At 73.0% G+C, this 24,381-nt stretch carries 19 protein-coding genes and 1 tRNA gene; 9 read left to right on the forward strand and 11 right to left on the reverse strand.

What is annotated here, in order from left to right:
• Positions 1 to 270 precede the first annotated feature (270 nt).
• Entirely contained in the window at positions 271 to 2,490 is a 2,220-nt protein-coding gene (locus tag AB0A69_RS20035; RefSeq protein WP_361423350.1) for an NADP-dependent isocitrate dehydrogenase, read from the forward strand.
• A gap of 103 nt (positions 2,491 to 2,593) precedes the next feature.
• On the opposite strand, the gene grpE is transcribed toward AB0A69_RS20035, so the two are convergent.
• Together grpE and dnaK are read right to left on the reverse strand one after the other, a co-directional pair.
• Positions 2,594 to 3,184, reverse strand: coding sequence for a nucleotide exchange factor GrpE (gene grpE, locus AB0A69_RS20040; RefSeq protein ID WP_361423353.1), 591 nt, complete (start codon positions 3,182 to 3,184; stop codon positions 2,594 to 2,596).
• Positions 3,181 to 5,043, reverse strand: a complete 1,863-nt coding sequence (gene dnaK, locus AB0A69_RS20045) for a molecular chaperone DnaK (protein WP_361423356.1) — start codon at positions 5,041 to 5,043, stop codon at positions 3,181 to 3,183. Before dnaK ends, grpE begins: the two co-directional genes overlap by 4 nt.
• A gap of 155 nt (positions 5,044 to 5,198) precedes the next feature.
• On the opposite strand from dnaK, the gene AB0A69_RS20050 reads away from it, so the two are divergent.
• The 6 genes from AB0A69_RS20050 (at position 5,199) to AB0A69_RS20075 (ending at position 11,470) form a co-directional block, all read left to right on the forward strand.
• Positions 5,199 to 5,804, forward strand: coding sequence for a Type-2Aa cytolytic delta-endotoxin (locus AB0A69_RS20050; RefSeq protein WP_361423359.1), 606 nt, complete (start codon positions 5,199 to 5,201; stop codon positions 5,802 to 5,804).
• A gap of 98 nt (positions 5,805 to 5,902) precedes the next feature.
• Positions 5,903 to 5,978: transfer RNA gene (locus tag AB0A69_RS20055), tRNA-OTHER, on the forward strand.
• Positions 5,979 to 6,099: 121 nt separating this feature from the next.
• Positions 6,100 to 7,239: a gala protein gene (locus AB0A69_RS20060; protein WP_361423362.1), complete on the forward strand. Its 1,140-nt coding sequence runs from the start codon at positions 6,100 to 6,102 to the stop codon at positions 7,237 to 7,239.
• The gene (locus tag AB0A69_RS20065) at positions 7,236 to 8,951 is read left to right on the forward strand and encodes an ankyrin repeat domain-containing protein (protein WP_361423365.1); all 1,716 of its coding nucleotides are present in this window, start codon (positions 7,236 to 7,238) and stop codon (positions 8,949 to 8,951) included. Before AB0A69_RS20060 ends, AB0A69_RS20065 begins: the two co-directional genes overlap by 4 nt.
• Before the next feature lie 173 nt (positions 8,952 to 9,124).
• Positions 9,125 to 10,261, forward strand: coding sequence for an AAA family ATPase (locus AB0A69_RS20070; protein WP_361423765.1), 1,137 nt, complete (start codon positions 9,125 to 9,127; stop codon positions 10,259 to 10,261).
• 45 nt (positions 10,262 to 10,306) lie between these two features.
• Entirely contained in the window at positions 10,307 to 11,470 is a 1,164-nt protein-coding gene (locus AB0A69_RS20075; RefSeq protein ID WP_361423768.1) for a VWA-like domain-containing protein, read from the forward strand.
• Between the two features lie 23 nt (positions 11,471 to 11,493).
• Here AB0A69_RS20075 and AB0A69_RS20080 read toward each other — a convergent pair whose 3' ends face one another.
• The 3 genes from AB0A69_RS20080 to AB0A69_RS20090 form a co-directional block, all read right to left on the reverse strand.
• Positions 11,494 to 12,975 carry an MFS transporter gene (locus AB0A69_RS20080; RefSeq protein WP_361423771.1) on the reverse strand — a complete coding sequence of 494 codons (1,482 nt, stop codon included), beginning with the start codon at positions 12,973 to 12,975 and terminating at the stop codon, positions 11,494 to 11,496.
• A 131-nt stretch (positions 12,976 to 13,106) separates the two neighbouring features.
• Positions 13,107 to 14,411, reverse strand: coding sequence for a PHB depolymerase family esterase (locus AB0A69_RS20085; RefSeq protein ID WP_361423368.1), 1,305 nt, complete (start codon positions 14,409 to 14,411; stop codon positions 13,107 to 13,109).
• A 251-nt stretch (positions 14,412 to 14,662) separates the two neighbouring features.
• Complete coding sequence (locus tag AB0A69_RS20090) at positions 14,663 to 14,923, reverse strand: hypothetical protein (protein WP_361423371.1); 261 nt, start codon at positions 14,921 to 14,923, stop codon at positions 14,663 to 14,665.
• Between the two features lie 317 nt (positions 14,924 to 15,240).
• Between AB0A69_RS20090 and AB0A69_RS20095 the strand changes: the two genes are divergently transcribed.
• Positions 15,241 to 16,194 carry a DUF2690 domain-containing protein gene (locus AB0A69_RS20095; RefSeq protein ID WP_361423374.1) on the forward strand — a complete coding sequence of 318 codons (954 nt, stop codon included), beginning with the start codon at positions 15,241 to 15,243 and terminating at the stop codon, positions 16,192 to 16,194.
• 210 nt (positions 16,195 to 16,404) lie between these two features.
• On the opposite strand, the gene AB0A69_RS20100 is transcribed toward AB0A69_RS20095, so the two are convergent.
• From AB0A69_RS20100 to AB0A69_RS20110, 3 genes are all read right to left on the reverse strand, one after another.
• Positions 16,405 to 17,124 carry a lysophospholipid acyltransferase family protein gene (locus AB0A69_RS20100; RefSeq protein ID WP_361423377.1) on the reverse strand — a complete coding sequence of 240 codons (720 nt, stop codon included), beginning with the start codon at positions 17,122 to 17,124 and terminating at the stop codon, positions 16,405 to 16,407.
• Positions 17,125 to 17,224: 100 nt separating this feature from the next.
• The gene (locus AB0A69_RS20105; RefSeq protein ID WP_361423380.1) at positions 17,225 to 18,556 is read right to left on the reverse strand and encodes a cytochrome P450; all 1,332 of its coding nucleotides are present in this window, start codon (positions 18,554 to 18,556) and stop codon (positions 17,225 to 17,227) included.
• A 101-nt stretch (positions 18,557 to 18,657) separates the two neighbouring features.
• Positions 18,658 to 19,152, reverse strand: a complete 495-nt coding sequence (locus AB0A69_RS20110; RefSeq protein WP_361423383.1) for a MarR family winged helix-turn-helix transcriptional regulator — start codon at positions 19,150 to 19,152, stop codon at positions 18,658 to 18,660.
• 89 nt (positions 19,153 to 19,241) lie between these two features.
• On the opposite strand from AB0A69_RS20110, the gene AB0A69_RS20115 reads away from it, so the two are divergent.
• On the forward strand, positions 19,242 to 21,317 hold the full coding sequence (locus AB0A69_RS20115) for an MMPL family transporter (protein ID WP_361423386.1): 2,076 nt from the start codon (positions 19,242 to 19,244) through the stop codon (positions 21,315 to 21,317).
• 16 nt (positions 21,318 to 21,333) lie between these two features.
• On the opposite strand, the gene AB0A69_RS20120 is transcribed toward AB0A69_RS20115, so the two are convergent.
• Genes AB0A69_RS20120 through AB0A69_RS20130 form a run of 3 tightly spaced genes read right to left on the reverse strand, consistent with a single transcriptional unit; the run spans position 21,334 to position 24,329 of the window.
• Entirely contained in the window at positions 21,334 to 21,810 is a 477-nt protein-coding gene (locus tag AB0A69_RS20120) for an NUDIX domain-containing protein (protein WP_361423389.1), read from the reverse strand.
• A gap of 60 nt (positions 21,811 to 21,870) precedes the next feature.
• Entirely contained in the window at positions 21,871 to 23,211 is a 1,341-nt protein-coding gene (locus AB0A69_RS20125) for a cytochrome P450 (protein WP_361423392.1), read from the reverse strand.
• Positions 23,212 to 23,231: 20 nt separating this feature from the next.
• Positions 23,232 to 24,329, reverse strand: a complete 1,098-nt coding sequence (locus AB0A69_RS20130; protein ID WP_361423395.1) for a selina-4(15),7(11)-diene synthase — start codon at positions 24,327 to 24,329, stop codon at positions 23,232 to 23,234.
• Positions 24,330 to 24,381: the final 52 nt, after the last annotated feature.

The raw sequence follows: 24,381 nt of genomic DNA on the forward strand, positions 1-24,381 counted from the left end.
AGAAGGCGGGGACTGCCGGCAGCCGGGTGCGGCACAGCCCTGGGGAGGGGCTCGGGGACGGCCGGTCCGGCTTCGGTGGGGACGAGCGAGAAGGATGCCGATCATAACCAGCCAGGGAAAGAAATGGAGCCGTTGCCTCCAGGGATGGTTTCTGGTATGAGGCTCCGGCGGCGCGCCGCCACGCACCGGTCCCGGGCCCCTGTCGAGAACAGGTCGATCAGGAGATATCTTGATGTCGAGCAATGTTGCAGACGTGGAGCGGAGCACCCGGTGACTGACTCGACCATCATCTATACGCACACTGACGAGGCCCCGGCCCTGGCGACCTACTCGTTCCTGCCCGTGGTGCAGGCGTATGCCTCGACGGCCGGTGTCACCGTGGAGACGCGTGACATCTCCCTGGCGGGCCGGATCATCGCGGTCTTCCCGGAGCACCTGCAGGAGGGGCAGCGCATCGACGACGCCCTCGCCGAGCTGGGCGACCTGGCCAAGACCCCCGAGGCCAACATCATCAAGCTGCCGAACATCTCGGCGTCCATCCCGCAGCTGAAGGCCGCCATCGCCGAGCTGCGCGAGCAGGGCTACGCGCTCCCGGACTACCCGGACGACCCGAAGACCGACGAGGAGCGCGAGATCCGCGCCCGCTACGACAAGGTCAAGGGCAGCGCGGTCAACCCCGTCCTGCGCGAGGGCAACTCCGACCGCCGCGCCCCCGCGTCGGTCAAGAACTACGCGAAGAACCACCCGCACCGCATGGGCGCGTGGAGCCCCGAGTCGAAGACGAACGTCGCGACCATGGGCCAGAACGACTTCCGCTCCACCGAGAAGTCCACGGTCCTCGCCCAGGACGACACCCTGCGCATCGAGTTCGTCGGCGAGGACGGCACCACCACCGTCCTGCGCGAGTCGGTCCCCGTCCTCGCGGGCGAGGTCGTCGACGCGTCCGTCATGCGCGCCGCCGCGCTGCGCGAGTTCCTCTCGGCCCAGGTCGAGCGCGCCAAGGCCGAGGGTGTGCTGTTCTCCGTGCACCTGAAGGCCACGATGATGAAGGTCTCCGACCCGATCGTCTTCGGCCACGTCGTACGCGCCTTCTTCCCGAAGACGTTCGCGAAGTACGGCGAGGCGCTGGCCGCCGCCGGCCTCTCCCCGAACGACGGCCTCGGCGGCATCCTCAAGGGCCTGGAGGCCCTGCCGAACGGTGCCGAGATCAAGGCGTCCTTCGAGGCCGAGCTCGCCGAGGGCCCGGAGCTCGCGATGGTCGACTCCGACAAGGGCATCACCAACCTGCACGTGCCGTCCGACGTCATCGTCGACGCCTCCATGCCGGCCATGATCCGCACCTCCGGCCACATGTGGGGCCCGGACGGCCAGGAGCACGACACCCTCGCGGTCCTGCCCGACAGCAGCTACTCCGGCGTCTACCAGGCCGTGATCGACGACTGCCGCGCCCACGGCGCCTTCGACCCGTCGACCATGGGCTCCGTGCCGAACGTCGGCCTCATGGCGCAGAAGGCCGAGGAGTACGGCAGCCACGACAAGACCTTCGAGATCGCCGGCAACGGCACCGTCCGCCTCGTCGACCAGGCCGGCAACGTCGTCCTGGAGCAGCCCGTCTCGGCCGGCGACATCTTCCGCGCCTGCCAGACCAAGGACGCGCCGATCAAGGACTGGGTCAAGCTCGCCGTCACCCGCGCCCGCGCCACCGGCGACCCGGCGGTGTTCTGGCTCGACGAGACCCGCGCGCACGACGCCCAGCTGATCGCCAAGGTCAAGCAGTACCTCACGGAGCACGACACCGAGGGCCTGCAGATTGAGATCATGTCCCCGGTGGAGGCCACGAAGTTCTCCCTGGAGCGCATCCGCCGCGGCGAGAACACCATCTCCGTCACCGGCAACGTGCTCCGTGACTACCTCACGGACCTCTTCCCCATCCTGGAGCTGGGCACCAGCGCCAAGATGCTGTCGGTCGTCCCGCTGATGAACGGCGGCGGCCTGTTCGAGACGGGCGCCGGCGGCTCCGCGCCCAAGCACGTCCAGCAGCTGGTCAAGGAGAACTACCTGCGCTGGGACAGCCTGGGCGAGTTCCTCGCCCTCGCGGTCAGCTTCGAGCACCTCGCGAACACCACGGGCAACGCCCGCGCCAAGGTGCTCGCCGACACGCTCGACCGCGCGACCGGCACCTTCCTCAACGAGGACAAGTCGCCGTCCCGCCGCCTCGGCGGCATCGACAACCGCGGCAGCCACTTCTACCTGGCCCTGTACTGGGCCCAGGAGCTGGCGAAGCAGACCGACGACGCGGAGCTGGCGAAGGCGTTCGCCCCGCTCGCCCAGACGCTCACCGACAACGAGCAGAAGATCGTCGACGAGCTGATCGCGGTGCAGGGCAAGCCGGTCGAGATCGGTGGCTACTACCACCCGGACCCGGCCAAGTGCGCCGCCGTCATGCGCCCGTCGGAGACGTTCAACCAGGCGATCGCGACCCTGGGCTGACGTCCTCGGCGTCGCGGGCGACGCCCACGGCGTACCGCGTGTTCCGCCCCGGCCAGGCACTCCGCCCGGCCGGGGCGGACCCGTGCCTGCCCCCCGGGGGCGCTCAGGGACCGGACCGGATGGTCACGCGCGGGCCGGGCGGCGGACCCGCCACGACCACCAGGGCCGGGCGCAGCAGATGGTCGCCGACCGCGTACCCCGGCCGCAGGACGACGGTGCACGTGGGCAGGTCGAACCAGCCGCACGGGTGGTACGAGACGGCCTCGTGCACCACGGGGTCGAACGCGTCGCCCACCGCGCCCACGGGCCGCAGGCCCAGGGCGGTCAGCTCGGCCTCCAGCGCCCGCGTGACCCGCTGGAAGCCGCCGGTCACCTCGCCCTGGTCGGTGGCCGCGTCGAGGGCGTCGAGCACCGGCAGGAGGCGGATGAGGACGTTGGCCACCGCGATCTCGTGGACGGCCGCCCGGTCGCGGTGCACCCGCTTGCGGTAGTTGTCGTACTCGGCCTTCAGCCGCTGGAGGTCGGCCGTGCGTTCGCGCAGGGCCGCCTGGAGTTCGGCGTCCCGGAGCGCCGCGAGGCCCTCGGGAGGCCGGGACGCGGGAGCGCCGTCCCGGGGGGCGTCGGGCCGCCGGCCCGTGCCGGTGATCATCAGCGGCGGGCCGGGGCCGCGGGAGACGTCGGTCAGGCGGTTCACCCCGTGTCCCCCTTCGGCTTCTCGTCGTCGACGATCTCGGCGTCGACCACGTCGTCCGCACCGCCCTGGGCGGCGCCCGGAGCCTCACCGGCACCGGCGGCCCCGCCCGCGGCCTGGGCGTCGGCGTACATGGCCTGGCCGAGCTTCTGGGAGACGGCCGCGACCTTCTCGGTGGCGGCCCGGATGGCCGTGGCGTCCTCGCCCTTCAGCTTCTCCTTCAGTTCGGCGAGTGCGGACTCGACCTCGGTCTTCACCTCGCCCGGGACGTTGTCCTCGTTGTCCTTGAGGAACTTCTCGGTCTGGTAGACGAGCTGCTCGCCCTGGTTGCGGGTCTCGGCGGCCTCGCGGCGGCGGTGGTCCTCCTCCGCGTACTGCTCCGCCTCGCGCATCATGCGGTCGATGTCGTCCTTCGGCAGCGAGGAGCCGCCGGTGACGGTCATCTTCTGCTCCTTGCCCGTGCCCAGGTCCTTGGCGGTCACGTGCATGATGCCGTTGGCGTCGATGTCGAAGGAGACCTCGATCTGCGGGACGCCGCGCGGGGCCGGCGGCAGGCCCGTCAGCTCGAACATGCCGAGCTTCTTGTTGTACGCCGCGATCTCGCGCTCGCCCTGGTAGACCTGGATCTGCACCGACGGCTGGTTGTCCTCGGCCGTCGTGAAGATCTCCGACCGCTTGGTCGGGATCGTGGTGTTGCGCTCGATGAGCTTGGTCATGATGCCGCCCTTGGTCTCGATGCCGAGGGACAGCGGGGTGACGTCGAGCAGCAGGACGTCCTTGACCTCGCCCTTGAGGACACCGGCCTGGAGCGAGGCGCCGATGGCGACGACCTCGTCCGGGTTCACACCCTTGTGCGGGTCCTTCCCGGTCAGCTCCCTGACCAGCTCGGTCACCGCGGGCATGCGCGTCGAACCGCCCACCATGATCACGTGGTGGATGTCGGAGAGCCTGATGCCCGCGTCCTTGATCGCGTTGTGGAAGGGGGTCTTGCAGCGCTCCAGCAGGTCCGCGGTCAGCTGCTGGAACTGGGCGCGCGTGAGCTTCTCGTCCAGGTGCAGCGGGCCCTCGGCGGACGCCGTGATGTAGGGTAGGTTGATCGTCGTCTCGGTCGCGGCCGACAGCTCGATCTTGGCCTTCTCGGCGGCCTCACGGAGGCGCTGCAGGGCCATCTTGTCCTTGGACAGGTCGATGCCGTGACCGTTCTTGAACTGCTTGACCAGGTGGTCGACGACGCGCTGGTCCCAGTCGTCACCGCCGAGGTGCGTGTCGCCGTTGGTGGCCTTCACCTCCACCACGCCGTCGCCGATCTCCAGCAGCGACACGTCGAACGTGCCGCCCCCGAGGTCGAAGACGAGGATCGTCTGGTCCTCCTTGTCCAGGCCGTAGGCGAGCGCCGCGGCGGTCGGCTCGTTGATGATGCGCAGGACGTTCAGGCCCGCGATCGCGCCGGCCTCCTTGGTGGCGGTCCGCTGCGCGTCGTTGAAGTACGCCGGGACCGTGACGACCGCGTCCGACACGTCCTCGCCCAGGTACGCCTCCGCGTCCCGCTTCAGCTTCTGCAGGACGCGTGCGGAGATCTCCTGCGCGGTGTAGCGCTTGCCGTCGATGTCGCCGTGCTCCGGGAACCGCCAGTGCGCGTCGCCCACGTGGCGTTTGACCGAACGCGCGGTCCGGTCCACGTTGGTGACGGCCTGCCGCTTGGCCACCTCGCCGACCAGCACCTCGCCGTTCTTCGCGAAGGCGACCACCGACGGCGTGGTCCTCGCGCCCTCGGTGTTGGTGATGACGGTCGGCTCACCGGCTTCCAGAACGCTGACCACGGAGTTCGTCGTACCGAGGTCGATACCCACTGCACGTGCCATGGGGAGCGCACCTCCTCACGATCTGGATAAAACACCGCGAATGCCATGTCAAGGCCGGTCCGATCCGATGCGGCACCGGGCCCCTGATCATGGACCGCCGACGGGGGTGCATACTTCGCTGCGGCGCGACCCCTTACGACACATGAGGAGCAGCCATGGCCGAACAGCCCGCTGCGGAGAAGACGACCTTCAAGCCGGTCTTCGAGGTGGGGCCGTCCCATCGGGAGCAGGCGCGGGGCATCGAGGGCGCGTTCCAGCACGCCATCGCCCCGGCGACCGTGAACTTCGACTTCGGTGAGATCAGCCGGGCGGCGAGCGCCATCCCGAACGGCTCCACCGTGAAGATCATCCGCGGCTGGGGCCTCCAGGAGACCGCACCCGTCAGCGTCATGGTGCTCTCCCTCACCGAGGCCGTGCGCCAGGCGCTGGGGCAGCCGTTCGCCAACGAGAGCTTCTGGGCGAAGGTCGAGGAGGCGTTCACCGGCGCCTTCGTCGGCCTGGGGGAGCAGGAGGGCACGCACCTCTCCTTCTACGAGGAGGGCGAGGACCGCACGAGCTACTACTACAACGTGCTGTTCGCGCTCCAGGACGAGGAGACCGGCGACCACCTGTACGCCGTCGCCCTCTGCCTCAACGCGACGCTGGGGCTGGGCGGGGAGAAGCTGCGGGCGCTGAGCGTGGGCGACACCGCGCAGTGCCACCTGCGCGTCAACGCCATCGCCGTACGACAGCCCCTGGAGACCGCCGGTACCCCGGCCTGACCCCGTCCGGCCTCCGGCCCGCCCCCGGGAACCCCGGGGCGGGCCGGTCCCGCCCCGTGATCGCGTACGCGTCAACACGCGCTATGATCACGCCCGGCAAGGCTGTAGCGCAGAGGTCGTCGCGCCCACGCAGCGAGCAGGAGGACGTCGGTTCGAATCCGACCGGTCTTGCCACCCTTAGTCGTGTTAGTCGTGGAAGAACGTCGATGGCGTCGGTTCGTCCGGAGCGGCGGGCGGACGGCGATGCCGGTTCCGCCGGGCCCCGGGCTCCCGGCGCGGGACCGGTGGAGTGGTGATGACGCAGCCAACGCCCGTACGCTGCCCCGCGATCGAGCACCCGGACATTCCCCTCGCCGACCCGGCGGACCTGGAACCGCTGGTCGACCGGCTCCGCTCGGCGCGGCCCGTCGAGACCGACGAGACCTTCCCGCTCGGCACCGTACGCGCGGACGGCCGCGTCGACCTGTGCAAGCAGGGACTCGGACCGGCGGGCGCAGCCCGCCTGATGCCCGTCGCGGCCTCGTCCCCGCACGCCGCGCACATCCTGCTCGGCACCAACTCCATCGGGGACGACGGCGCCCGCACGGTCGCCGACGCGCTCGCGGACGGGTCCCACGGCCTGCACACGCTCTACCTCGGCTGCAACCGCATCGGCCCCCAGGGCGCCGCCGCGCTGGCCGACCGCCTGGCCGCGGACACGGGCGTCCGAGCCCTCTGGCTCAAGCGCAACCCGGTCGGCGACGACGGCGCCCGCGCACTCGCCGCCATGCTCCGACGCAACACCGCGCTGCGCACCCTCGACCTCGTCAACACCGGCCTCACCACCGGCGGCCTGCGCGCCCTGCTCGACGCCCTCACCGAGCGGCCCGGGCCCGTGGAGCGCCTCTTCCTCGGCGGCAACGGCCTGGCCGCCGACGCCGCGCCCCTCCTTGCCGCACTCATCCGCGACGCGGGCGTACGGGAGCTGTACCTGCCCGCCAACCACCTCGGCGACGAGGGCGCCGCCGTCCTCGCCGCGGCCGCCGCCGACGCCACCGGCCCCGTCCACCTGGGCCTCGGCGGCAACGGCATCGGCCCCGCCGGAGCGCGCGCCCTCGCCGACGCGCTCGGCTCCATCGAGTCCCTCGACCTCGGCCGCCCCCGCTCCGAGCGCAGCCTCGGCGCCCCCGCCAACGCCACCGGCGACGACGGCGTACGCGCCCTCGCCGCCGCCCTGCCGGGCAGCCCCCTGCGCCGTCTGGAGCTCGGCCACACGGGCCTGACCGGCCGGGGCGCCAAGACGCTGCTCGCCGCCGTACCCGACCACACCCCGCTGGAGTACGTCGGCCTGGGCCCCGGACTGCCGCGCAAGGTGAAGCGTTCCTTCGCCGCGCGCCTGCGGCCCGCCGCCCGCACCCACCCCGACCTGCGTGCGATAGGGAGCGTCTACCGGTGATCGCCCTCGCGGCCGACGAGGCGGCCTCCTGGCGGGGCATCCGCCGCTACGCCGTACCCCGGTGGATGATCGAGCGCGCCACCGAGCACCGCCTGGCCGGCGACTGGGCCGCCGCCTGCGCGACGGCCAACGTCCGCGTCGCCTTCGACCTCGCCGAGGCCGCCGCCGCGTACGGCGCCGACGTCGCCGCCGCCGTCGAGGAGGACCTGCGCCACCTCGCGCCGGACCTGCTGCGCTGGCACCTGCCCCGGCTGCTCGGCGGACGGACGACCCTCGAGGCGGGCCGGACCGTCCTCCTCTCCCGCCACGGAGACCCCCACCGCCCCGACGTACCGCACCTCCAGGTCACCACGCCCGCCATGGCGTACGGGCCGCAGCGGCTCACCCTGCGGCTGAGGCCCGCGCCCGACGCCGGCGCGGCTGTCATGGACTGGACGACCGCACGCCATCTGTGGGACGCGCGGTACGCCGGCGAGCTGCGCGAGCGGTGCGGCGGCGGCCCGGACCGGGCGCCGTTCCTCCACCCCGACGGCACGCCGCGCACCACCGCCGAGCTGTCCGCGACCGACCCCGGTGCCGACGACCCGGCCGCCCGCACCGAGTGGCTCGTCCTGCACTACACGGCGGGCGACCTGGAGGACGCCTTCGCCGCCGCGGGCATCGAGCTGGACCTGACCCCGCCGCCCACGAAGCACTACTGGTCCGCCATCGATCCGCTGGGCGCCCTGGCCGCCCTGCCGCTCAACCTGTCCCGGCTGAAGCCTGAGGCGCGCAGGCTCGCCGACGCGCTGGGCACCGACCGCCTCCAGATCGTCCACGGCTGGCGCAGCATGGTGGATCTGGAGATCGTCTCCGGCGGCGGCCTGCGCGTCAGCGTCACCGAGCGCACCTCGGGTCCCGGCGGGGGCATCCCGAAGCTGCCCGAGGCCCTGTGGCGCCTGCCCGCCGACATCGCCCTGCTGCGGGCCGGCGGCGTCGAACCCCGGCACCTGCACCCGCTGGTCGCCGCGTCCCTGCTGCCGGGCCTGCCCCCGGCGGAGGGCCCCGTCGGCCCGCCCGGCCCGACCGCCCCCGAGCCCGTACGGGTCCGGTGCCGCGGCGAATGGCACCAGGTGGTCTCCCGCGACAGGGAGCTGAGCATGCCGCACTCCGAGGAGGAGCGGCAGCGCGAACGCGCCCTGCGCGCCTTCGGCGGCGCCGTCGCGGGCTGCTTCGCCGCGCAGCAGGTGTGGACGTCCGGCGAGGGCCGCCTGCCCCGGGCCCTGCGCGCCCAGCGGCAGGAGTTGTTCCTGCGGGCCCAGCACGGCGACACCCCGGGCGTCCTGGAGCTCCTCGACGCGGGCGTCGACCCCAAGGTGCGCGACGGCGGCCGGCGCACGCTCCTGCACATGCTGCCGCACCTCGACCACGAGACGCTGCTGCCCCGGCTGCTGTCGGCGGGCGTCGACCTGGAGGCACGGGACCTGCTGGACCGCACGCCGCTGCTCACGGCCGTGGCCGAGCGCGGGTCGCGCGCCCTGGTGGAGGCGCTCGTCGACGCCGGGGCCCGCCTCGACGCCGTCGACAGCATGGAGTTGTCGGTGGAGCAGCTCCTCATGCAGTACCAGCGGACCGACCTGGCGTTCCTCAAGGAGCGGCTGGAGGAGGAGCACCCCGGCATCGGCGCCGACTGGTGGGAGGACTTCGAGGGCGAGGAGATCGAGGACTGGTGAGCACCACCGACCGCACCACCGACCGTGAGGCCGACCGCACCACCGACCGGGCGACTCACCGCGAGGCCGGCCGCGCCGCCACGGACCGCGCCCCGGGCGCCGACGGCGCGCCGCGCCGCCCCGCCGGCCGCGCCGCCGACCCCCTCGCCGCCGCCGACGCGCTCAACCGCAGGCTGCGCGCCACCCGCACCGAGCCCTCCGCCAACCCCCAACTGGAGGCGCTCGCCCTCGCCGTGACGGCCAACCAGCCCGTCCTCCTGTGGGGCGAGCCCGGTATCGGCAAGTCGGCCGGCCTGGAGCAGCTCGCCGCGGGCCTCGGGCTCCCGCTGGAGACCGTCATCGCCAGCGTCCACGAGCCGTCCGACTTCGCCGGCCTCCCCATCGTCGGCGACGACCCCGCCACCACCGGCGTCCCCATGGCCCCGCCCGACTGGGCCGTGCGGCTCGCGAAGGCCGGGCGCGGGCTGCTCTTCTTCGACGAGCTGTCCTCCGCGCCGCCCGCCGTGCAGGCCGCGCTCCTGCGCGTCGTCCTCGAACGCCGCGTCGGCAGCCTGGTCCTCCCCGAGTCGGTACGCATCGTCGCCGCCGCCAACCCGCCCTCCAGCGCCGCCGACGGCTGGCACCTCAGCCCGCCGCTCGCCAACCGCTTCGTCCACCTCCACTGGACGCACGACCCGCGCACCGTCGCCCGCGGCATGGCCGGTACGTGGCCGGCGATGACCGTCCCCGTCGTCGACCCCGCCAAGGCGCCGGGCGCGGTCGCGCGCGCCCGCGGTGCGATTTCCGGCTTCCTCACAGCCCGCCCGGGCCTCGCCCACCACATCCCCGGCGACGCCGACGCCCGGGGCCGGTCCTGGCCGTCGCCCCGCACCTGGGAGATGGCGCTGCGGCTGCTCGCCGCCGGGTACGCCACCGGCGCCGGGCGCGAGGCGGTGGCGGCGGCGCTCACCGGCGCGGTCGGCGACGGCGCGGGCATCGAGCTGCTGTCGTACCTGGAGCACCTCGACCTGCCCGACCCCGACCGGGTCCTCGCCGACCCGGACGCCTTCTCCCTGCCGGACCGCGGCGACCGGCAGCTCGCCTTCCTCATCGCGATCGTCTCCGCCATCCAGAGCGACCTCACCCGCGAGCGCTGGGAGGCCGGCTGGGCCGTGCTGGCGAAGGCGGTCGACGCGGGCGTGCCCGACGTGGCGGCCCGTGCCGCCGTGGACCTCGCGGCCCTGCGGGACACCGCCTGGCCCGTACCGCCCGGCATCGACGGGTTCCTGGACCTGCTCCAGCTGTCCGGCGCCCTGCCCGGCAGCGGCTGAGGGGGCACCTTGGACGCGCCGCACGCGGCCGCGCCGCGCCTGGACATGACGAAGCTGCTCGCCGCCCGCTACCGGGCCGCGAGCGACCGCCCCTACCTCGCCTCCGCGCTCTACGCGCTGACGGTGGTGCCCAGCCGCGACGTACCCACCATGGGCGTGGACCGGCACTGGCGGTGCTACGTGTCACCCTCCTTCGTGGAGGCGACGCCCGTCGCGGAACTCGCCGCCGTCTGGATCCACGAGGCGGCCCACCTGCTGCGCGACCACCACGGCCGGGCGGACCGGCTCCCCGCCGCCGACCAGCGCGACCACCACCGCGTCAACGTCGCCCAGGACTGCGAGATCAACGACGACCTCCTCGCCGACGGCCTCCCGCTCCCGGCCGGCCGCATGGAGCCCGGGCTCTTCGGCCTGCCGACGGGCAGGCTCTTCGAGGAGTACGTGACGACACTGCCGCCCGACGTCCGCACGCACGACTGCGGCTCCGGCGCCCACGGCAAGCCGCTGCCCTGGGAGCTGCCCGGCACCGACGGCAGCCCCGCGCGGCTCGGTGAGGCCGAGGCGCAGGCGCTGCGGCGGCACACCGCCGAGGCCATGCGCGCCCACCGGCGCAGCCGCGGCACCCTGCCCGCCGGCTGGCAGCGCTGGGCCGACGAGGTCCTGGAGCCCACCGTCGACTGGCGCCAGGCCCTGCGGGGAGCGGTGCGCGAAGCGGCCGCCTGGGCGGGCGGCGCCGTCGACTACACCTACCGCCGCCCCTCGCGCCGCACCCCCGCCCTGCGCGGGGTCGTCCTGCCGAGCCTGCGCCGCCCGCTGCCGCGCGTCGCCGTCGTCATCGACACCTCGGGCTCGATGGGCGACGACGACCTCGCCGCCGCGCTCGCGGAGATCACCGGCGTGCTGCGGGAGGTCGGCGTACGCGGCAACCGCGTCACCGTGCTCGCCTGCGACGCCGACGTCCACGCCGTCTCGCGGGTGACGTCCACCGACCAGATCGCCCTCGGCGGCGGTGGGGGCACCGACATGCGCGTCGGCATCGCGAGCGCGCTCGCCGCGCCCGACCGGCCGAACATCGTCGTCGTCCTCACCGACGGCTTCACCCCCTGGCCCGACGAGACGCCCTCCTGCCGCCTGATCGCCGCCCTCATCGGCGCGGACGCCCCCGAGCCGCCCGCCTGGGTGGAGACCGTACGCGTCCCCGGGGGCTGAACGGGACTGAACGGGGCTGAACCTCACACCTGTCCGGGGCCCAGGCCGCCCTGGAGGCGTTCCAGATCCGACGGTCGCACCTGGATGACCAGGACGGCGATCAGCGCGGCGACCACCGTGAACACCGCCGCCAGGATGAACGCCGCCGAGACGCCGGACGTCAGCACCTGGTCGGCCCACGGCGGCGGCAGCTCGTGCGTGCGCTGGAAACGCAGCCGCTCCGCAGGCGTCGCCTGGGCCAGGTACGCCGGGATCTGCCGGGTCGCCTCGTTGGAGCTGGCCGTGCCGAACATCGTCACCAGGATGGACAGACCGAGGGAACCGCCCACCTGCTGGGTGGCGTTGAGCAGCCCGGACGCCGCCCCCGACTCGTGGACGGGCACGTTCGACAGCGCCATCAGCGTCAGCGACACGAACTGCATCCCCATGCCCATGCCGAAGACGAGCATCGGCCCCAGGACGCTGCCCAGGTAGGTGGAGTGGACGTCGGTCAGCGTCAGCCAGGCCAGCCCCGCCGCGCACAGCAGTGCGCCGACCACCATGAACGGCTTCGGTCCGTACTTCGGCAGCAGCTGCGAGGCGACGCCCGCGCCGACCGCGATGATCGCGCTGATGGGAAGGAACGCCAGCCCGGCCGCCAGCGGGCTGAAGTCGAGGACGTTCTGCACGAAGAGCGTCAGGAAGAAGAACATGCCGAAGATGGCGGCGGCGAGGCTCAGCATGATCCCGTACGTGCCCGCCCGGTTGCGGTCGGCGAACATGTGCAGCGGCGTGATCGGTTGCCGCGACCGCCGCTCCACGAGGACGAAGACCACCAGGGCCACCACCGCGGCGGCGAACGACGCCACGGTCAGCCCGTCGCCCCAGCCGTCCTGAGCGGCGCGGATGAACCCGTACACCAGCAGCACCATGCCGAGCGTCGAGCTCAGCGCGCCCGTGACGTCGAAGTTGCCGGGATGGCGCTCGGACTCGCGGATCCAGCGCGGAGTGGCCAGGACGATGAGGAGCCCGATCGGCACGTTGACGAAGAACACCCAGCGCCAGTCGAGCCACGAGACGAGCATGCCGCCCGCCAGCAGGCCGATGGCGCCGCCGCCCGCCGACACCGCGGCGAAGACGCCGAAGGCCCGGTTGCGCTCCCGGCCTTCCTCGAACGTCGTACTGATCAGGGCGAGCGAAGTCGGCGAGGCGATGGCCCCGCCGACGCCCTGCAGCGCCCGCGCGGCCAGCAACTGGCCGCCGTTCTGGGCCAGTCCGCCCAGCAGCGAGGCGAGGACGAACAGCAGCACGCCGAAGACGAACACCCGCCGCCGGCCGAGGATGTCGCCCGCCCGGCCGCCGAGCAGCAGCAGGCCGCCGAAGGTCAGCGTGTAGGCGTTGACCACCCACGACAGGTTCGTCGTCGAGAACTCCAGCGAACGCTGGATGTGCGGCAGCGCGATGTTCACGATCGTGATGTCGAGCACCACCATCAGCTGGCACGACGCGATGACGAGGAGCGCCATGCCCTTGCCGCCGCCGCCACGCCGGCGGGTGGCGGCGGACTCGGTCCCTGAGGTCAGTGGCTTGCCGTTCACCCATTCGACGGTACGACCGGGGCGGGGGCGTCACCACTCGATCAAGGAGGTCCGGGGCCTCAGGGGCAGGCGCCGTCGGCGAGGCTGTACCAGCCGGTCGGGGACTCCTTCAGGGTGTGCGTGACGAAGGTGTTGTACAGGCCCATGTTCTGCTGCGAGCCCTTCGCGAAGGTGTAGCCGCCGTTCGTCGTGGCGCGACCGGCCTGGACGTGCTGGTAGTTGCTGCTCGTCCAGCACGATGCGGGCACCGGGTCCGGGCCGGGACCGGGGCCGGGGTCCGGCGGGGGCGTCCCGCCGTCCGTGCCCGTCAGGCCGAAGAACGCCGCGATCCAGTGGCTGGAGCAGATCGAGTCGAGGAAGTACGCGGCCGACGTCGAGCCGCACTCCCGCTCCCCGGTACCCGGATCGACGGGCGTGCCGTGGCCGATGCCCGGGACCCGGTTCACCTCGACGGCGACGGTCCCGCCGGCCGCCGCGTACTCCTCGTGGCGCGTCGCGTTGGGGCCGATCAGGGACGTACGGGTGGGGGTCTGTCCCAGCCCGTGCACGGCGGTCCACTGGTCGCGCAGCTCGTCCGCGTTGCGCGGCACGACCGTCGTGTCCCGGTCCCCGTGCCAGACCGCGACGCGCGGCCACGGCCCGGTCCACGCGGGGTGGGCGTCGCGCACGCGCTGCGCCCACTGGGCGGGCGACAGGTCCACACCCGGGTTCATGCAGGAGTACGCGGACGCCACGTCCCGGGCGCAGTCGTACGGCAGCCCCGCGACGACGGCCCCGGCGGCGAAGAGGTCCGGGTAGGCGGCGAGCAGGACGGACGTCATCGCGCCCCCGGCGGACAGCCCCGTGACGTACACCCGCTTCGGATCGGCGCCGTACGACGCGACGGCGTGCGCGACCATCTGACGGATCGACGCGGCTTCGCCCTGGCCGCGCCGGCTGTCCGAGGTCTGGAACCAGTTGAAGCACTTGTTGGCGTTGTTGGCCGACGACTGCTCCGCGAGGACGAGCAGGAACCCGGCACGGGCGGCGAGTTCGGGAAGCCCGGAGTGGTCCGCGTACGCCTGCGCGCTCTGCGTGCAGCCGTGCAGCGCCACCACCAGGGGTGGGGCGGCGGGCAGGGACGCGGGGCGGTGGACGTACATCGACAGCTGCCCGGGGTTGGTCCCGAAGCCGGTGACCGGGGTGAGCGGGACGGCTGCGGCGCGGGCGGCGGGGACCGGCCCGGTCAGTACCGCGGCGACCGACATGACCAGGACGGCCACGCCGGCCCACAGGCGCTGCGCCGCGCGCAGCGGAGCCTGAGGCGAGAGGGGTGGGTGGGATTCATGGGATCCGTGGGATTCGTGGGGGAGGGGGGTGTGCATGGCGGCTCCTCGATGGCATGCGATGCCCCGGGCGGCCCGCGCCGCGATCGGCCGCGGGCGGCCCGGGTGAGCGGAACCGTAAGTCGCCCTCGTACGACGGTGTATGGCACGGGCCCCCACAGTCCGGTGGCCGCATGCCGACCACCGGGGGATTGCGCCGGGTGCGGCGCGGCTGCTATGGCCGGTCGGCCCTCGACGCACGGCACAGGCAGGCGCCACCTGGGACGCCTGCCTGACGAGCGGCTGCGGCACTACACGAAGATGTACAGGGCCCACCGGGTGCCCTTGCGGATGCAGGTGTAGTCGTCACCAGCCATCGACGTGCCGGCGATGTGGCACGCGGTGCTGCTGGAGTAGTACCCGATGAACACCTGGTCTGCCGCGGCGGATGTCGCCTCTGTCCCAGAGGACGCCGCCGGCGCGGCCTGAGCGGTGGCGGCGGTGGCCGCGGTGGTCCCGAGTGCGAGTGCGGCGCCGAGCGCCACGGTTCCCAGGACGGTGCGAAGACGCATGATGACTCCTTGGTGGCTGAGGGTCCGGACGCTTTCGCCGGGCACCCGCCGTCGCCCGACGGCGCTCCAGAGCTTCCTGGCGTCGAGCGGCCGGGGACAAGACCGGTCAGGTGTCCTGGACGGACACGGAACTGTCCGGGCACGTCAACCCGCCTTCTGGACAGCGTCCAGGACACAGGCGGCCCCGCGCGGTGTCCGGACGGCTGCCTCGCCGGCGGCGGGTGCCGGCGTACGGAACGCGCCCCGATCCGCGGGCCGGGCGGCCACCGTGCCGGGGCGTGTTGTCAAGCGCTGTGGGCCCGGCAAGGATGCTCGGCATGGGGAGCGAGGATGATGTGGATCCGGGCCAGGCACACGACGCCGCCGGGTTCGTCGAGCGGATGCGGTGGTTGAAGGAACGGTCGGGACTGACCTACCGGCAGTTGGAAGAACGGGCGGCCGAGCAGGGTGAGGTGCTCGCGCGCAGCACGCTGGCCTACACGCTGCGCACCGGCTCGTTACCGCGCGCGGAGACGCTGGCGGCGTTCCTGCGCGCCTGCGGAGAGGACCGGAGACTGCGTGCCTGGCTGGAGGCGCGCGACCGGATCGCCGCGGGCTCCCCTTCCGGCGGTGCGCCGGACGGGACGGACGGCGAGCAGGAGGCGGCCGCGGTAGGCGGTAGCGGTGGCGGTGGACCGGAGCTGCCTAAGAACGGTCAGGACGCGCGGCCTTGGGAGGGCGGCGTCCGGAAGGGAACCCGTTGGATGCGGGTTGCCGCGGCCGTGGGCGTGGCAGCGGCCCTGACGGCCATCGCCGGCGTCGCCGTCACCGCCTCTCCGCCCCAGTGGACCCCGCCGGTGGCCGAGCTCCCCCCGGAGCCGAAGGACACGCGCAAGAGCTGCCGGAACGGCACGTGCAGGGGGAAGGATCCGAAGGAATACCAGTGCCTCGAAAACGCTGAGACGACGGCCGGCGTTAAGACGGAGTACGGCATGGTCACCCTGTGGTACAGCGCTGTCTGCCAAGCGCTGTGGGCGGACCTCCTGCCCACCGAGGACGAACAGGTCCTCTCTGTGTATCTGAAATCAGATACCGGGGACGCTCTGTCGCTGAAGAGCAACGCATTGCTCGGGAACGCCATCGGCAGCAGGCACACGCCCATGCTGCCGTCCGAGTTCCGGCCCGAGCATGGTGAAGTGTGCGTCGGCTACCGCGCGTTGGAGGCATGCGCCGACAGTGACGGCGTCAGCAGGGTGAAGCCGTACCCGACACCGTCGCCGAAAGTGCCCTGAACCCGCGCGCCTGCGGGACCCAGCACCCGCCATCGCTGCCAATGCCGCTGCTCTCCCGGTCGAGTCGGGGGCACGCTCGCACCTTCCATGCACCCCGGCAGCCCTGTGCCATGGCTCTTACCCGGCTGAGCGCGCTGGCCGCGACGGCCGCCCTCGCCTCCGCCGACGGCCTGATCACCTGCGCCACTCCCGCCTCCGCCGCTGTCGCACCTACGCGGCGAGTACGGTGAGCGCGGCCGGCTCGCCGAGACGGGCGGCCGCGGTGCGCCAGGCTTCCGTGACCGCGTCGTGCGCCTGCGCCGTACGCGCGGCGCGGTCGCCCGTCAGCACGATCGGCGCCCCGACATGGACGTGCAGGGCGGGGCGCCGGACCGGCGCCGTGAGCACGCCCGCCAGCTGCTTGGCCCCGCTCCCCGACATGACCCGGCGCGCCCCGGCCTGCCCGACCGGCACGACGGGCGCGCCGGTGCGTTCGGCGAGCCGCGCCAACCCGCTGCGGAAGGCGGCCGGCGCGGCTTCCGCAGCGCCCGCGCGCGGCGGGATGCCGCCCTCGGGGTAGATGAGGACCACACGCCCCTCGTCCAGCGCGGCGGCGGCGAGGTCCAGTGCCCGCGCGGCCCGCCGGTCCCCGCGGTGCACCGGGATGTGGCCCTCACGGGCGAGCGCGCCGCCGAGGAACGGTACGCGCCACAGCCCGGCGGCCGCCATGACCACCGGCTCGGCCCCGAGCCGGCGCAGCGCGGCCAGCACGATGGCGGGGTCGGCGAGCGAGGTGTGGTTCGCCGCCACGATGCTCCCCGGCGCGATGGCGGCACCGGTGCCGCCATGAGTGCCGCGGCAGGCGCCGCCGCCGGCGCCCCCGTCCGCGTCGGACGACACGGACAGGCGTCCGGCCGTGGGCACCAGGGCGTGGGCGAGGCGGCTGAGCATGTGGTTCTCCCGGTCTCGACGATGGGACCCTCATCGTCGGCGAGCCGGGAGCGGCGGTCCTGAGCACGCGTACTCAGATTCCGCCGGGTACCTCGGGCCGTCAGGTGCGCGGCGTACGCAGGGTCGCGGGAGTGGGGCCTTCGGGTCGGACGGTGATGCCGTACGACGTCTTCGTGGGAACGGAGTCGAAGGCCACGGTATGGGCCGGAAGGAGGTGCTCGAGCAGCACGGTCGTCTCCCGCAGCGCGAACTGCGCACCGAGGCAGGCGCGGGGCCCGAGGCCGAAGGGGAGGTAGGAGCCCGGCCGGGTCGGCCGGCCGTCGGGTGTGGTGAAGCGCCGGGGGTCGAACCGCTCCGGGTCCGGCCACAGAGCGGGGTCCCGATGCGTGAGGTAGGGGCAGACCAGGAGGTCGGTGCCCGCCTCGACGGCGTAACCGGTCAGGGTGTCCGCCCGGGCCGCGTGGCGCGGCAGGATCCAGGCGGACGGGTAGAGCCGCAGCGTCTCGTGGATCAGGGCCTGGATCGCGCGGCGGCGTGGCGCCGACCCCTCCGCCCCGGCGGCGAGGGCCTGCTCGCGGTGGCCGGGGTGGCGGTCGAGCAGCAGGTAGAGCCAGGTCAGGGTGGTGGCGGTGGTCTCGTGCCCGGCCACGAGCAGGGTGACCAGCTCGTCGCGGACCAGTGCTTCCGTGTACTCCGGGTGCTCGCCGGCCGCGTCGAGCAGGACGCGCAGCAGGCCCGGCCCGTCCGGCCCGGAAACCCCGCGGCGGGCGGCCTCGATGGCGCACCCCGCGACCGCGTCGATCCGCGCGAGGTCGGCGGCGACGGCCTCCCGGGCGTCGGCGGCGTCGGAGGGCAGGGTCGGCAGGGCGGCGACCACGGCCGTCACCGAGGCCAGCCGGTCCTCGGTCTCGTCGTCGAGGGCGTACCCCGTGAGCGAGCGCCAGATCGAGTCGAGGGCGAAGCGGTGCATCTCCCGCCGGACGTCGAAGGTCCGGCCGGTACGGGCGTACTCCGCCCAGCGTTCGGCGGTCGTCCTGGCGGCGCCGGTGATGCGCTCCTCGTAGCGCCGCATGCCGGTGCCGGTGAACTGCGCGTGGAGCACGCGGCGCTGGCGCTTCCACGCCTCGCCGGTGGCGGAGAGCACCCCGTCGCCGACGAGGAGACGGGCGCGGTGGGAGCGCTTGACGTAAGCGTCCGGGTGGTGGGCGAGGACGTGCTGGACCGCCGCGGGCCCGGTGACGAGGACCGTGGGCGCCGGGCCGATGCGGAACGCCGCGACGCCACCGAGCCGCTCGCGCACGTCGGTCAGGAGGTCGACCAGTTCGCCCCCTCGGGAGCGCCACCGCTCCACCAGCTCCGGCTCGGCTTCGGGGACCGGTCGCCCGGCTCCGGGTGTGTCCGGGAGGGAGTCCGCACTGGCTTCGGTGGCCACAGTTCTTCCCCTGTTCGACGGCTCGGACCCGGCCCTCGGGCGCGGCGGCGCCGGGGACCGTACGGAACAGAGGTACCCCGGCGGCGGCTCGTCCTACGCCCTCAGCTGCGCAGCGCGGCGAGTTGGCGGTTGAGTTCGGCCAGGAACCGTACGACCACCCCCAGCTCCTCGTGGGTGAAGCGGCCGCGCGCCGCGTCCGTGCCCTGGGCGAGGGGCCGGAAGTAGTCCTGGGCGAGGCGCCTGCCCGCCTCGGCGTAGTGCAGGTGCACCACCCTGCGGTCGTCGGCGGCCCTCACGCGCCGCAGGTGGCCCGCCTTCTCCAGCCGGTCCAGGCACGCGGTCATGGCGCCGGAGGTGAGGTTGAGCTGCTTGCGCAGCCTGCCGGGCGTCATCGGCTCGGAGTCGCCGTCCCGGTCGCCGTCCAGGACCGCGATCAGCGCCTGGACATCCGTCAGGTGCAGCCCCTGCGCCTGCGCGAACTCCTGGGCGATGCGGTTGAACTCGCCGTTCATCTGGCGCAGCAGTACGGCGAACGCCTGCAGGCCGGTCGGATCGTCCGGAGGGAACGGGGAAGGAGGGGTGTCAGGACTGCGCATGCCTTCAGCATATGATCTCTTCATCATCAAGATAATCGACGGTTGAGATACTTTCTCAACCGGTTCTTCAGGCTGGGGTTCTCCTTCCGATGAGAAACACACCGCGCTGGTCCCGGTGGCTGGTCCCGCTCGTCCTCCTGATCGTCTGGCTGGGCGTGGGCGGCACCCTCGGCCCGTACGCGGGCAAGCTGGGCGAGGTGTCCACCAACGACCAGGCCGCGTTCCTGCCGCGCAGTGCCGAGTCCACCCGCGTACTGGAGGCGGGGAAGGCGTTCGACCGGACCGGGACGGTCCCCGCGATCGTCGTGTGGACGGCGGAGGGCGAACAGGTCGGCGCGGCGCAGCGGCAGGCCGCCGCCCGCGCGGTCGAGGTACTGACCGGCCGCCCCGGCGTCGGCGGGCGGCCCTCACCCCCGCTCGTCTCCGAGGACGGCGAGGCGATGCAGGCGGTCGTGCCGCTGGAACGGAACCTCGGCGACGAGCTGCCCGCCGTACTGGACCAGGTCCGCGAGGCGGCCGAGGCCGTTGCCGGCACCTCCGTGCACATCGCCGGGCCGGCCGCGAGCCAGGCCGACCTCTCCGACGCGTTCGCCGGCATCGACGGGCTGCTGCTCGGGGTGGCGCTCATCGCCGTGCTGCTGATCCTGCTGCTCGTCTACCGGAGCGTGCTGCTGCCCCTGGTGATCATCCTGGGGGCGGTGTTCGCGCTGGGACTCGCGTGCGCGGTGGTCTACGCGCTGGCGCAGCGCGACCTCGTACGGGTGGACGGGCAGGTGCAGGGCATCCTCTCCATCCTGGTCATCGGAGCCGCCACCGACTACGCCTTGCTGGTCACCGCGCGCTTCCGCGAGGAGCTCGCGGTACGGAAGGACCCCGTCGCCTCCGTACGGGCCGCCGTACGCCGCTCGTTCGGTGCCGTGGTCGCGAGCGCCGCCACCGTGGCGATGGGCCTGCTGGCCCTCCTGGCGAGCGACCTCACCAACAACCGCGCCCTGGGACCGGTCGGTGCCATCGGCATCGTGTGCGCGGTCCTGTCCGTGCTGACGTTCCTCCCCGCCGCGCTCGCCCTGCTGGGCCGCGCGGCCTTCTGGCCCTCCCGGCCCAAGCCGTCGGACGCCACGGTGGAGGGGCACGGCGTGTGGCGGCGCGTCGCCGCGCTGGTGGACCGCGCGCCACGTCGGGTGTGGGTCTCCACCGCCCTGGTCCTCACCTTCTTCGCGGCACTGTCACCCGGGCTGTCCTCCAAGGGCGTCCCCCTCGACGAGATCTTCGTCAACGACGCCCCGTCCGTGGCCGCCCAGCGGACCCTCGGCGAGCACTTCCCCGGCGGCTCCGGCAACCCCGCGGTGATCATCGCGCGCGCGGACCGCGCCGGGGAGGTCGTCGCCGCCGCGCGGGACACCGAGGGCGTGGCCGCCGTAACCACCCGCTCGGCGTCCGGCCGGCCGGACGGCCCGCCGCCGGTCGTCGACGGGCGCGTACGCATCGACGCCACGCTGGCGGACGCGGCGGACGGCGACGCCGCCAAGGACACGATCCACCGCCTGCGCGAGCGCGTCCACGCCGTGCCGGACGCGGACGCCCTGGTCGGCGGCTACACGGCGCAGCAGTACGACACGCAGCGGACGGCCGCCCGGGACCGGTCGGTCATCGTGCCCGTCGTCCTGGGCATCATCCTGCTCATCCTGGTGGCGCTCCTGCGCTCGCTGCTGGTTCCGGTGCTGCTGGTCGCGACGGTCGCGCTCAACTTCCTGGCGACCCTCGGCGTATCGGCGCTGGTCTTCGAGAACCTCCTCGGCTTCAGCGGCACGGACGCCTCGGTGCCGCTCTACGGCTTCGTGTTCCTGGTGGCGCTGGGCGTCGACTACAACATCTTCCTGATGTCACGCGTACGGGAGGAGGCGCTCGCCCACGGAACGCGGAAGGGCGTGCTGCGGGGCCTGACGACCACCGGCGGCGTCATCACCTCGGCGGGCGTCGTCCTCGCGGCCACCTTCGCCGCACTGATGGTCATCCCCCTGGCGTTCCTGGTGCAGATCGCCTTCATCGTCGCCTTCGGCGTCCTCCTCGACACCCTGGTCGTCCGGTCCCTCCTGGTGCCGGCGCTGGTGATCGACACCGGCCCGAGGGCGTGGTGGCCGAGCGCTCTGACCCGGAAGCGCTGAGGGCCGGCCGCGGCGCTCACCGACGGCCCGGCGCGCCCCACGGGCCGTCGGGCACCAGGGCGCGCAGCACGTCCGGCAGCTGCGGCGGCTCGACGGGATCCGACAACGCTCCCAGCTCGGGCCACGGGACCCAGGCGTGTGTGTCCAGGCTGGCCAGTTCGGCGGGGAGCAGACCGGACCGTGACAACGGGGGCCGCTCCTCGGCGAAACGGGCCACGAAGAAGAGCTCCGTGCCGGTGTGGTGCTTGCCGTTCCACCAGGTGTCGCGGTCGACCGGCACCGACCGGTCGAGGACGGCCGCCGGGTCGAGCCCGGTCTCCTCGGCCAGCTCGCGCCGCGCCGCCACGAGCGGCGTCTCACCGGGCTCGATCCCGCCACCGGGCGGCTCCCAGAGCCAGTTCCCGGAGTGCGGATCACGCCAGCGCATCAACAGCAGGCGGTGGGCGGCGTCCAGGCATATGACCCGGGTGGCGGGCCGGTGCGTCGTCTCCATCCGCCGACCCTACGCGGTGCGGCGGGCGTGCGAACGCCCGCCGCGGGGGCGGTGGTCGGCTCAGCGGGGGAGCACCGTCATGGGGACGCGGTCGGGGTGGGCCATGGCGGAGGCTGCTTCCCGGGGCGCGGGCGTTCCCGGTTCGGGACGCAGCTTCCAGCGGGGCAGGATCGTCGCCAGCGCGATAGTCGCCTCCGTCCAGGCGAAGGTGTCGCCGATGCACTTGCGGTTCCCGGAGCCGAACGGAACGAAGTCCTCGCGTCCCAGTGAGGCGCGGCGCTCCGGCGTCCACCGGTCGGGATCGAAGCGGTCAGGGTCCTCGTACAGCGCCGGGTCGCGGTGCAAGGCGTAGAGGCTGAACGCGATTTCGACCCCCGGAGGGACGGAGAAGTCACCTAGCTGGACCGACTCGGTGGTCCGTCGCATGAGCAAGGTAACGCCGTGCAGGCGGATGACCTCGTCCAGGACCCGCCGGATCGCGGTGAGCCGGGGCACGTCCTCGATGGTCACCGGCCGGTCCCCGACCACCTCGTTGATCTCGGCGACCAGCTGCTCCTCGACCTCCGGGTGGCCCGCCAGCTCATGGAACGCCCAGGACAGTGTGGAGGCGGTGGTCTCCGTGCCGGCGAAGAGGATGGTGACGAGCTCGTCCCGCACCTCCCTGTCGGTCAACGCCTCCCCGGTGTCCGCGTCCCGTGCGGCGAGCAACACCGAGAGCAGATCGGGCTGGTCGGTACCGCCTGCGCGGCGCGTGCTGGCGATCACGTCGTCGATGACCTGCCGCATGCTCGCCGATGCCGCGTCGAAGTCGCGGTTGGCGCGTACCGGCAGCCGGTCGAGGAACGTGGGTGACGCGGCACGTATCAGCATGTTCTTGAGAATGACGGGCAGGTTCCGGCGCACCGCCTCGACGGCGCGCCGCCCGATGTCCGTGGAGAACATGGTCGCCGCCAGTGTCTCGATGGCGAACTCGCCCATCACCTGCTCGACTGCGAGGCGCTGCCCCGGCGTCCACGACTCGGCGAGCGCCCGTGCACGGCTGCTCATGATCTCGGCGTAACCGGCGATGCGCTGATGGTGGAACATCGGCTGCATCAGGCGGCGGTGCCTGCGGTGGATCTCTCCACTCGCCGTCGCCAGACCGTCCCCGACGAGCGGGCGCACCCGGTCGTAAAGGCGTCCCTTCTCGAAACTGCGGGCCTGTTTGACGGTCACCTCGTGGACCATTCGTGCCGTCGTAGCGACGTACATGGGCATCGTGCCGAGGTCGACGCGGACGAGGTCGCCGCTCTCGCGCAGGGACTTGAGAAAGCCGAGTGGGTCTCGCCATAGTTTCAGTGCGTGCCCGAGGAGGGGTATCGCTCCCGGGGCGCGGGGAACCGACTGCAATCCGACTGACACGTGAGGAAGGTTCCTTTGCTCTAGGCGGCGCGTTGAGCGGGCCGGCGCGCCGTGCCCGAGGCGGGGGATGAGGGCGGAAGCGCCCACCACCAGGCGATTACGGGGATGTCCAGCGGTGCGCTGCCGGTGTCGGTGGGCCGGTCGCTGAAGGCCGACGGCATGTTCGCCGGGTCGTCCGGCGTGGTGTAGCGCACGGAGCTGATGCCCCAGTCCTGGGCGCCCCGGATGAAACTGGCCAGGCTCGCCAGGTACCGGCGCAGCTGCGGGCTCCCGTTCCGCGAGAGGTGCTCGGTGAGCCGCAGGAACAGGCACATCACCCGGTCCCGCTGCGCGATGGCGGTGGTCAGGGCGTCCTGCGCGGTGAGCTTCTCGTGGTGCTCCAGGACGCGCAGGACGTTGAGGTAGTAGCCCGAACCGGCCTTCTCCTTGTGGTACGAGAAGATGTCGTTGTCCCAGGTGATGATGAACGACGCCATCTCGGCGGCGGCGCGCACCGCCGTGTGGTCCCGTTCGTGGGGCTGGAGTTCGTAGCCGTACCCCATCTCCAGCATGGGCAGCACCACGGAGGTCGCTCCGTCGTACAGCCGCATGAGAGTGTAGTCGTTCAGGTCGGGCACGGTGCCCGCGCGGCGGTGGGACGCCTCCCAGACGACCGAGAAGAAGTACTCGCGCAGGGCGTCCACCCAGCGGGCCGCCTGCCCGGCGGTGCCGTACCGGTCGACGCGCATGCGCAGGTCGCGCAGGCCCGCGGCGAGGGGGTCGTCCGGGAGGACGGGGGCCTCGGGGTTCTGGGCGACTCGGAGCAACTGGTGCAGGAGTCCGGCGAGGTCGCCCGGTCGGTGGCCGAGCTCGCCCTCCTCGCAGTGTCCGTCGTCCACGCCGAAGAGCCACAGCACGAAGTCCGCGAGGAGGGACACCACTTCATCGCGGCCCTCGGGGAGGATGCGGGCGCAGAACGTGCCGATGTCCTGGCGTACGAGGCGCCCGCGCAGTTCCTCGGACCCGATGCGAAAAGTTTCCGCCCAGGCGGCCGTTTGTACGTCTATCTCCGCGTGGCGGGGATGTATCGCCGGTGGGATGGGGGAGTAGAGCGGCGGAACGATGAGCCCGGGGCCCACTACGGCCTCCCTCTTGTCAGGGGGTGACGCGTGAGGTCGGCGGTGTTGCCGC

Source organism: Streptomyces sp. NPDC045431 (genome assembly GCF_040646655.1).
Lineage (GTDB): Bacteria > Actinomycetota > Actinomycetes > Streptomycetales > Streptomycetaceae > Streptomyces.

Coding starts and splice junctions, on each gene's coding strand:
- AB0A69_RS20085 (WP_361423368.1), bottom strand. CDS start 14,411: ATGCACACCCCCCTCCCCCACGAATCCCACGGATCCCATGAATCCCAC.
- AB0A69_RS20050 (WP_361423359.1), top strand. CDS start 5,199: ATGGCCGAACAGCCCGCTGCGGAGAAGACGACCTTCAAGCCGGTCTTC.
- AB0A69_RS20120 (WP_361423389.1), bottom strand. CDS start 21,810: ATGGAGACGACGCACCGGCCCGCCACCCGGGTCATATGCCTGGACGCC.
- AB0A69_RS20100 (WP_361423377.1), bottom strand. CDS start 17,124: ATGCTCAGCCGCCTCGCCCACGCCCTGGTGCCCACGGCCGGACGCCTG.
- AB0A69_RS20095 (WP_361423374.1), top strand. CDS start 15,241: ATGGGGAGCGAGGATGATGTGGATCCGGGCCAGGCACACGACGCCGCC.
- AB0A69_RS20080 (WP_361423771.1), bottom strand. CDS start 12,975: ATGGCGCTCCTCGTCATCGCGTCGTGCCAGCTGATGGTGGTGCTCGAC.
- dnaK (WP_361423356.1), bottom strand. CDS start 5,043: ATGGCACGTGCAGTGGGTATCGACCTCGGTACGACGAACTCCGTGGTC.
- AB0A69_RS20075 (WP_361423768.1), top strand. CDS start 10,307: ATGACGAAGCTGCTCGCCGCCCGCTACCGGGCCGCGAGCGACCGCCCC.
- AB0A69_RS20090 (WP_361423371.1), bottom strand. CDS start 14,923: ATGCGTCTTCGCACCGTCCTGGGAACCGTGGCGCTCGGCGCCGCACTC.
- AB0A69_RS20060 (WP_361423362.1), top strand. CDS start 6,100: ATGACGCAGCCAACGCCCGTACGCTGCCCCGCGATCGAGCACCCGGAC.
- AB0A69_RS20115 (WP_361423386.1), top strand. CDS start 19,242: ATGAGAAACACACCGCGCTGGTCCCGGTGGCTGGTCCCGCTCGTCCTC.
- AB0A69_RS20110 (WP_361423383.1), bottom strand. CDS start 19,152: ATGCGCAGTCCTGACACCCCTCCTTCCCCGTTCCCTCCGGACGATCCG.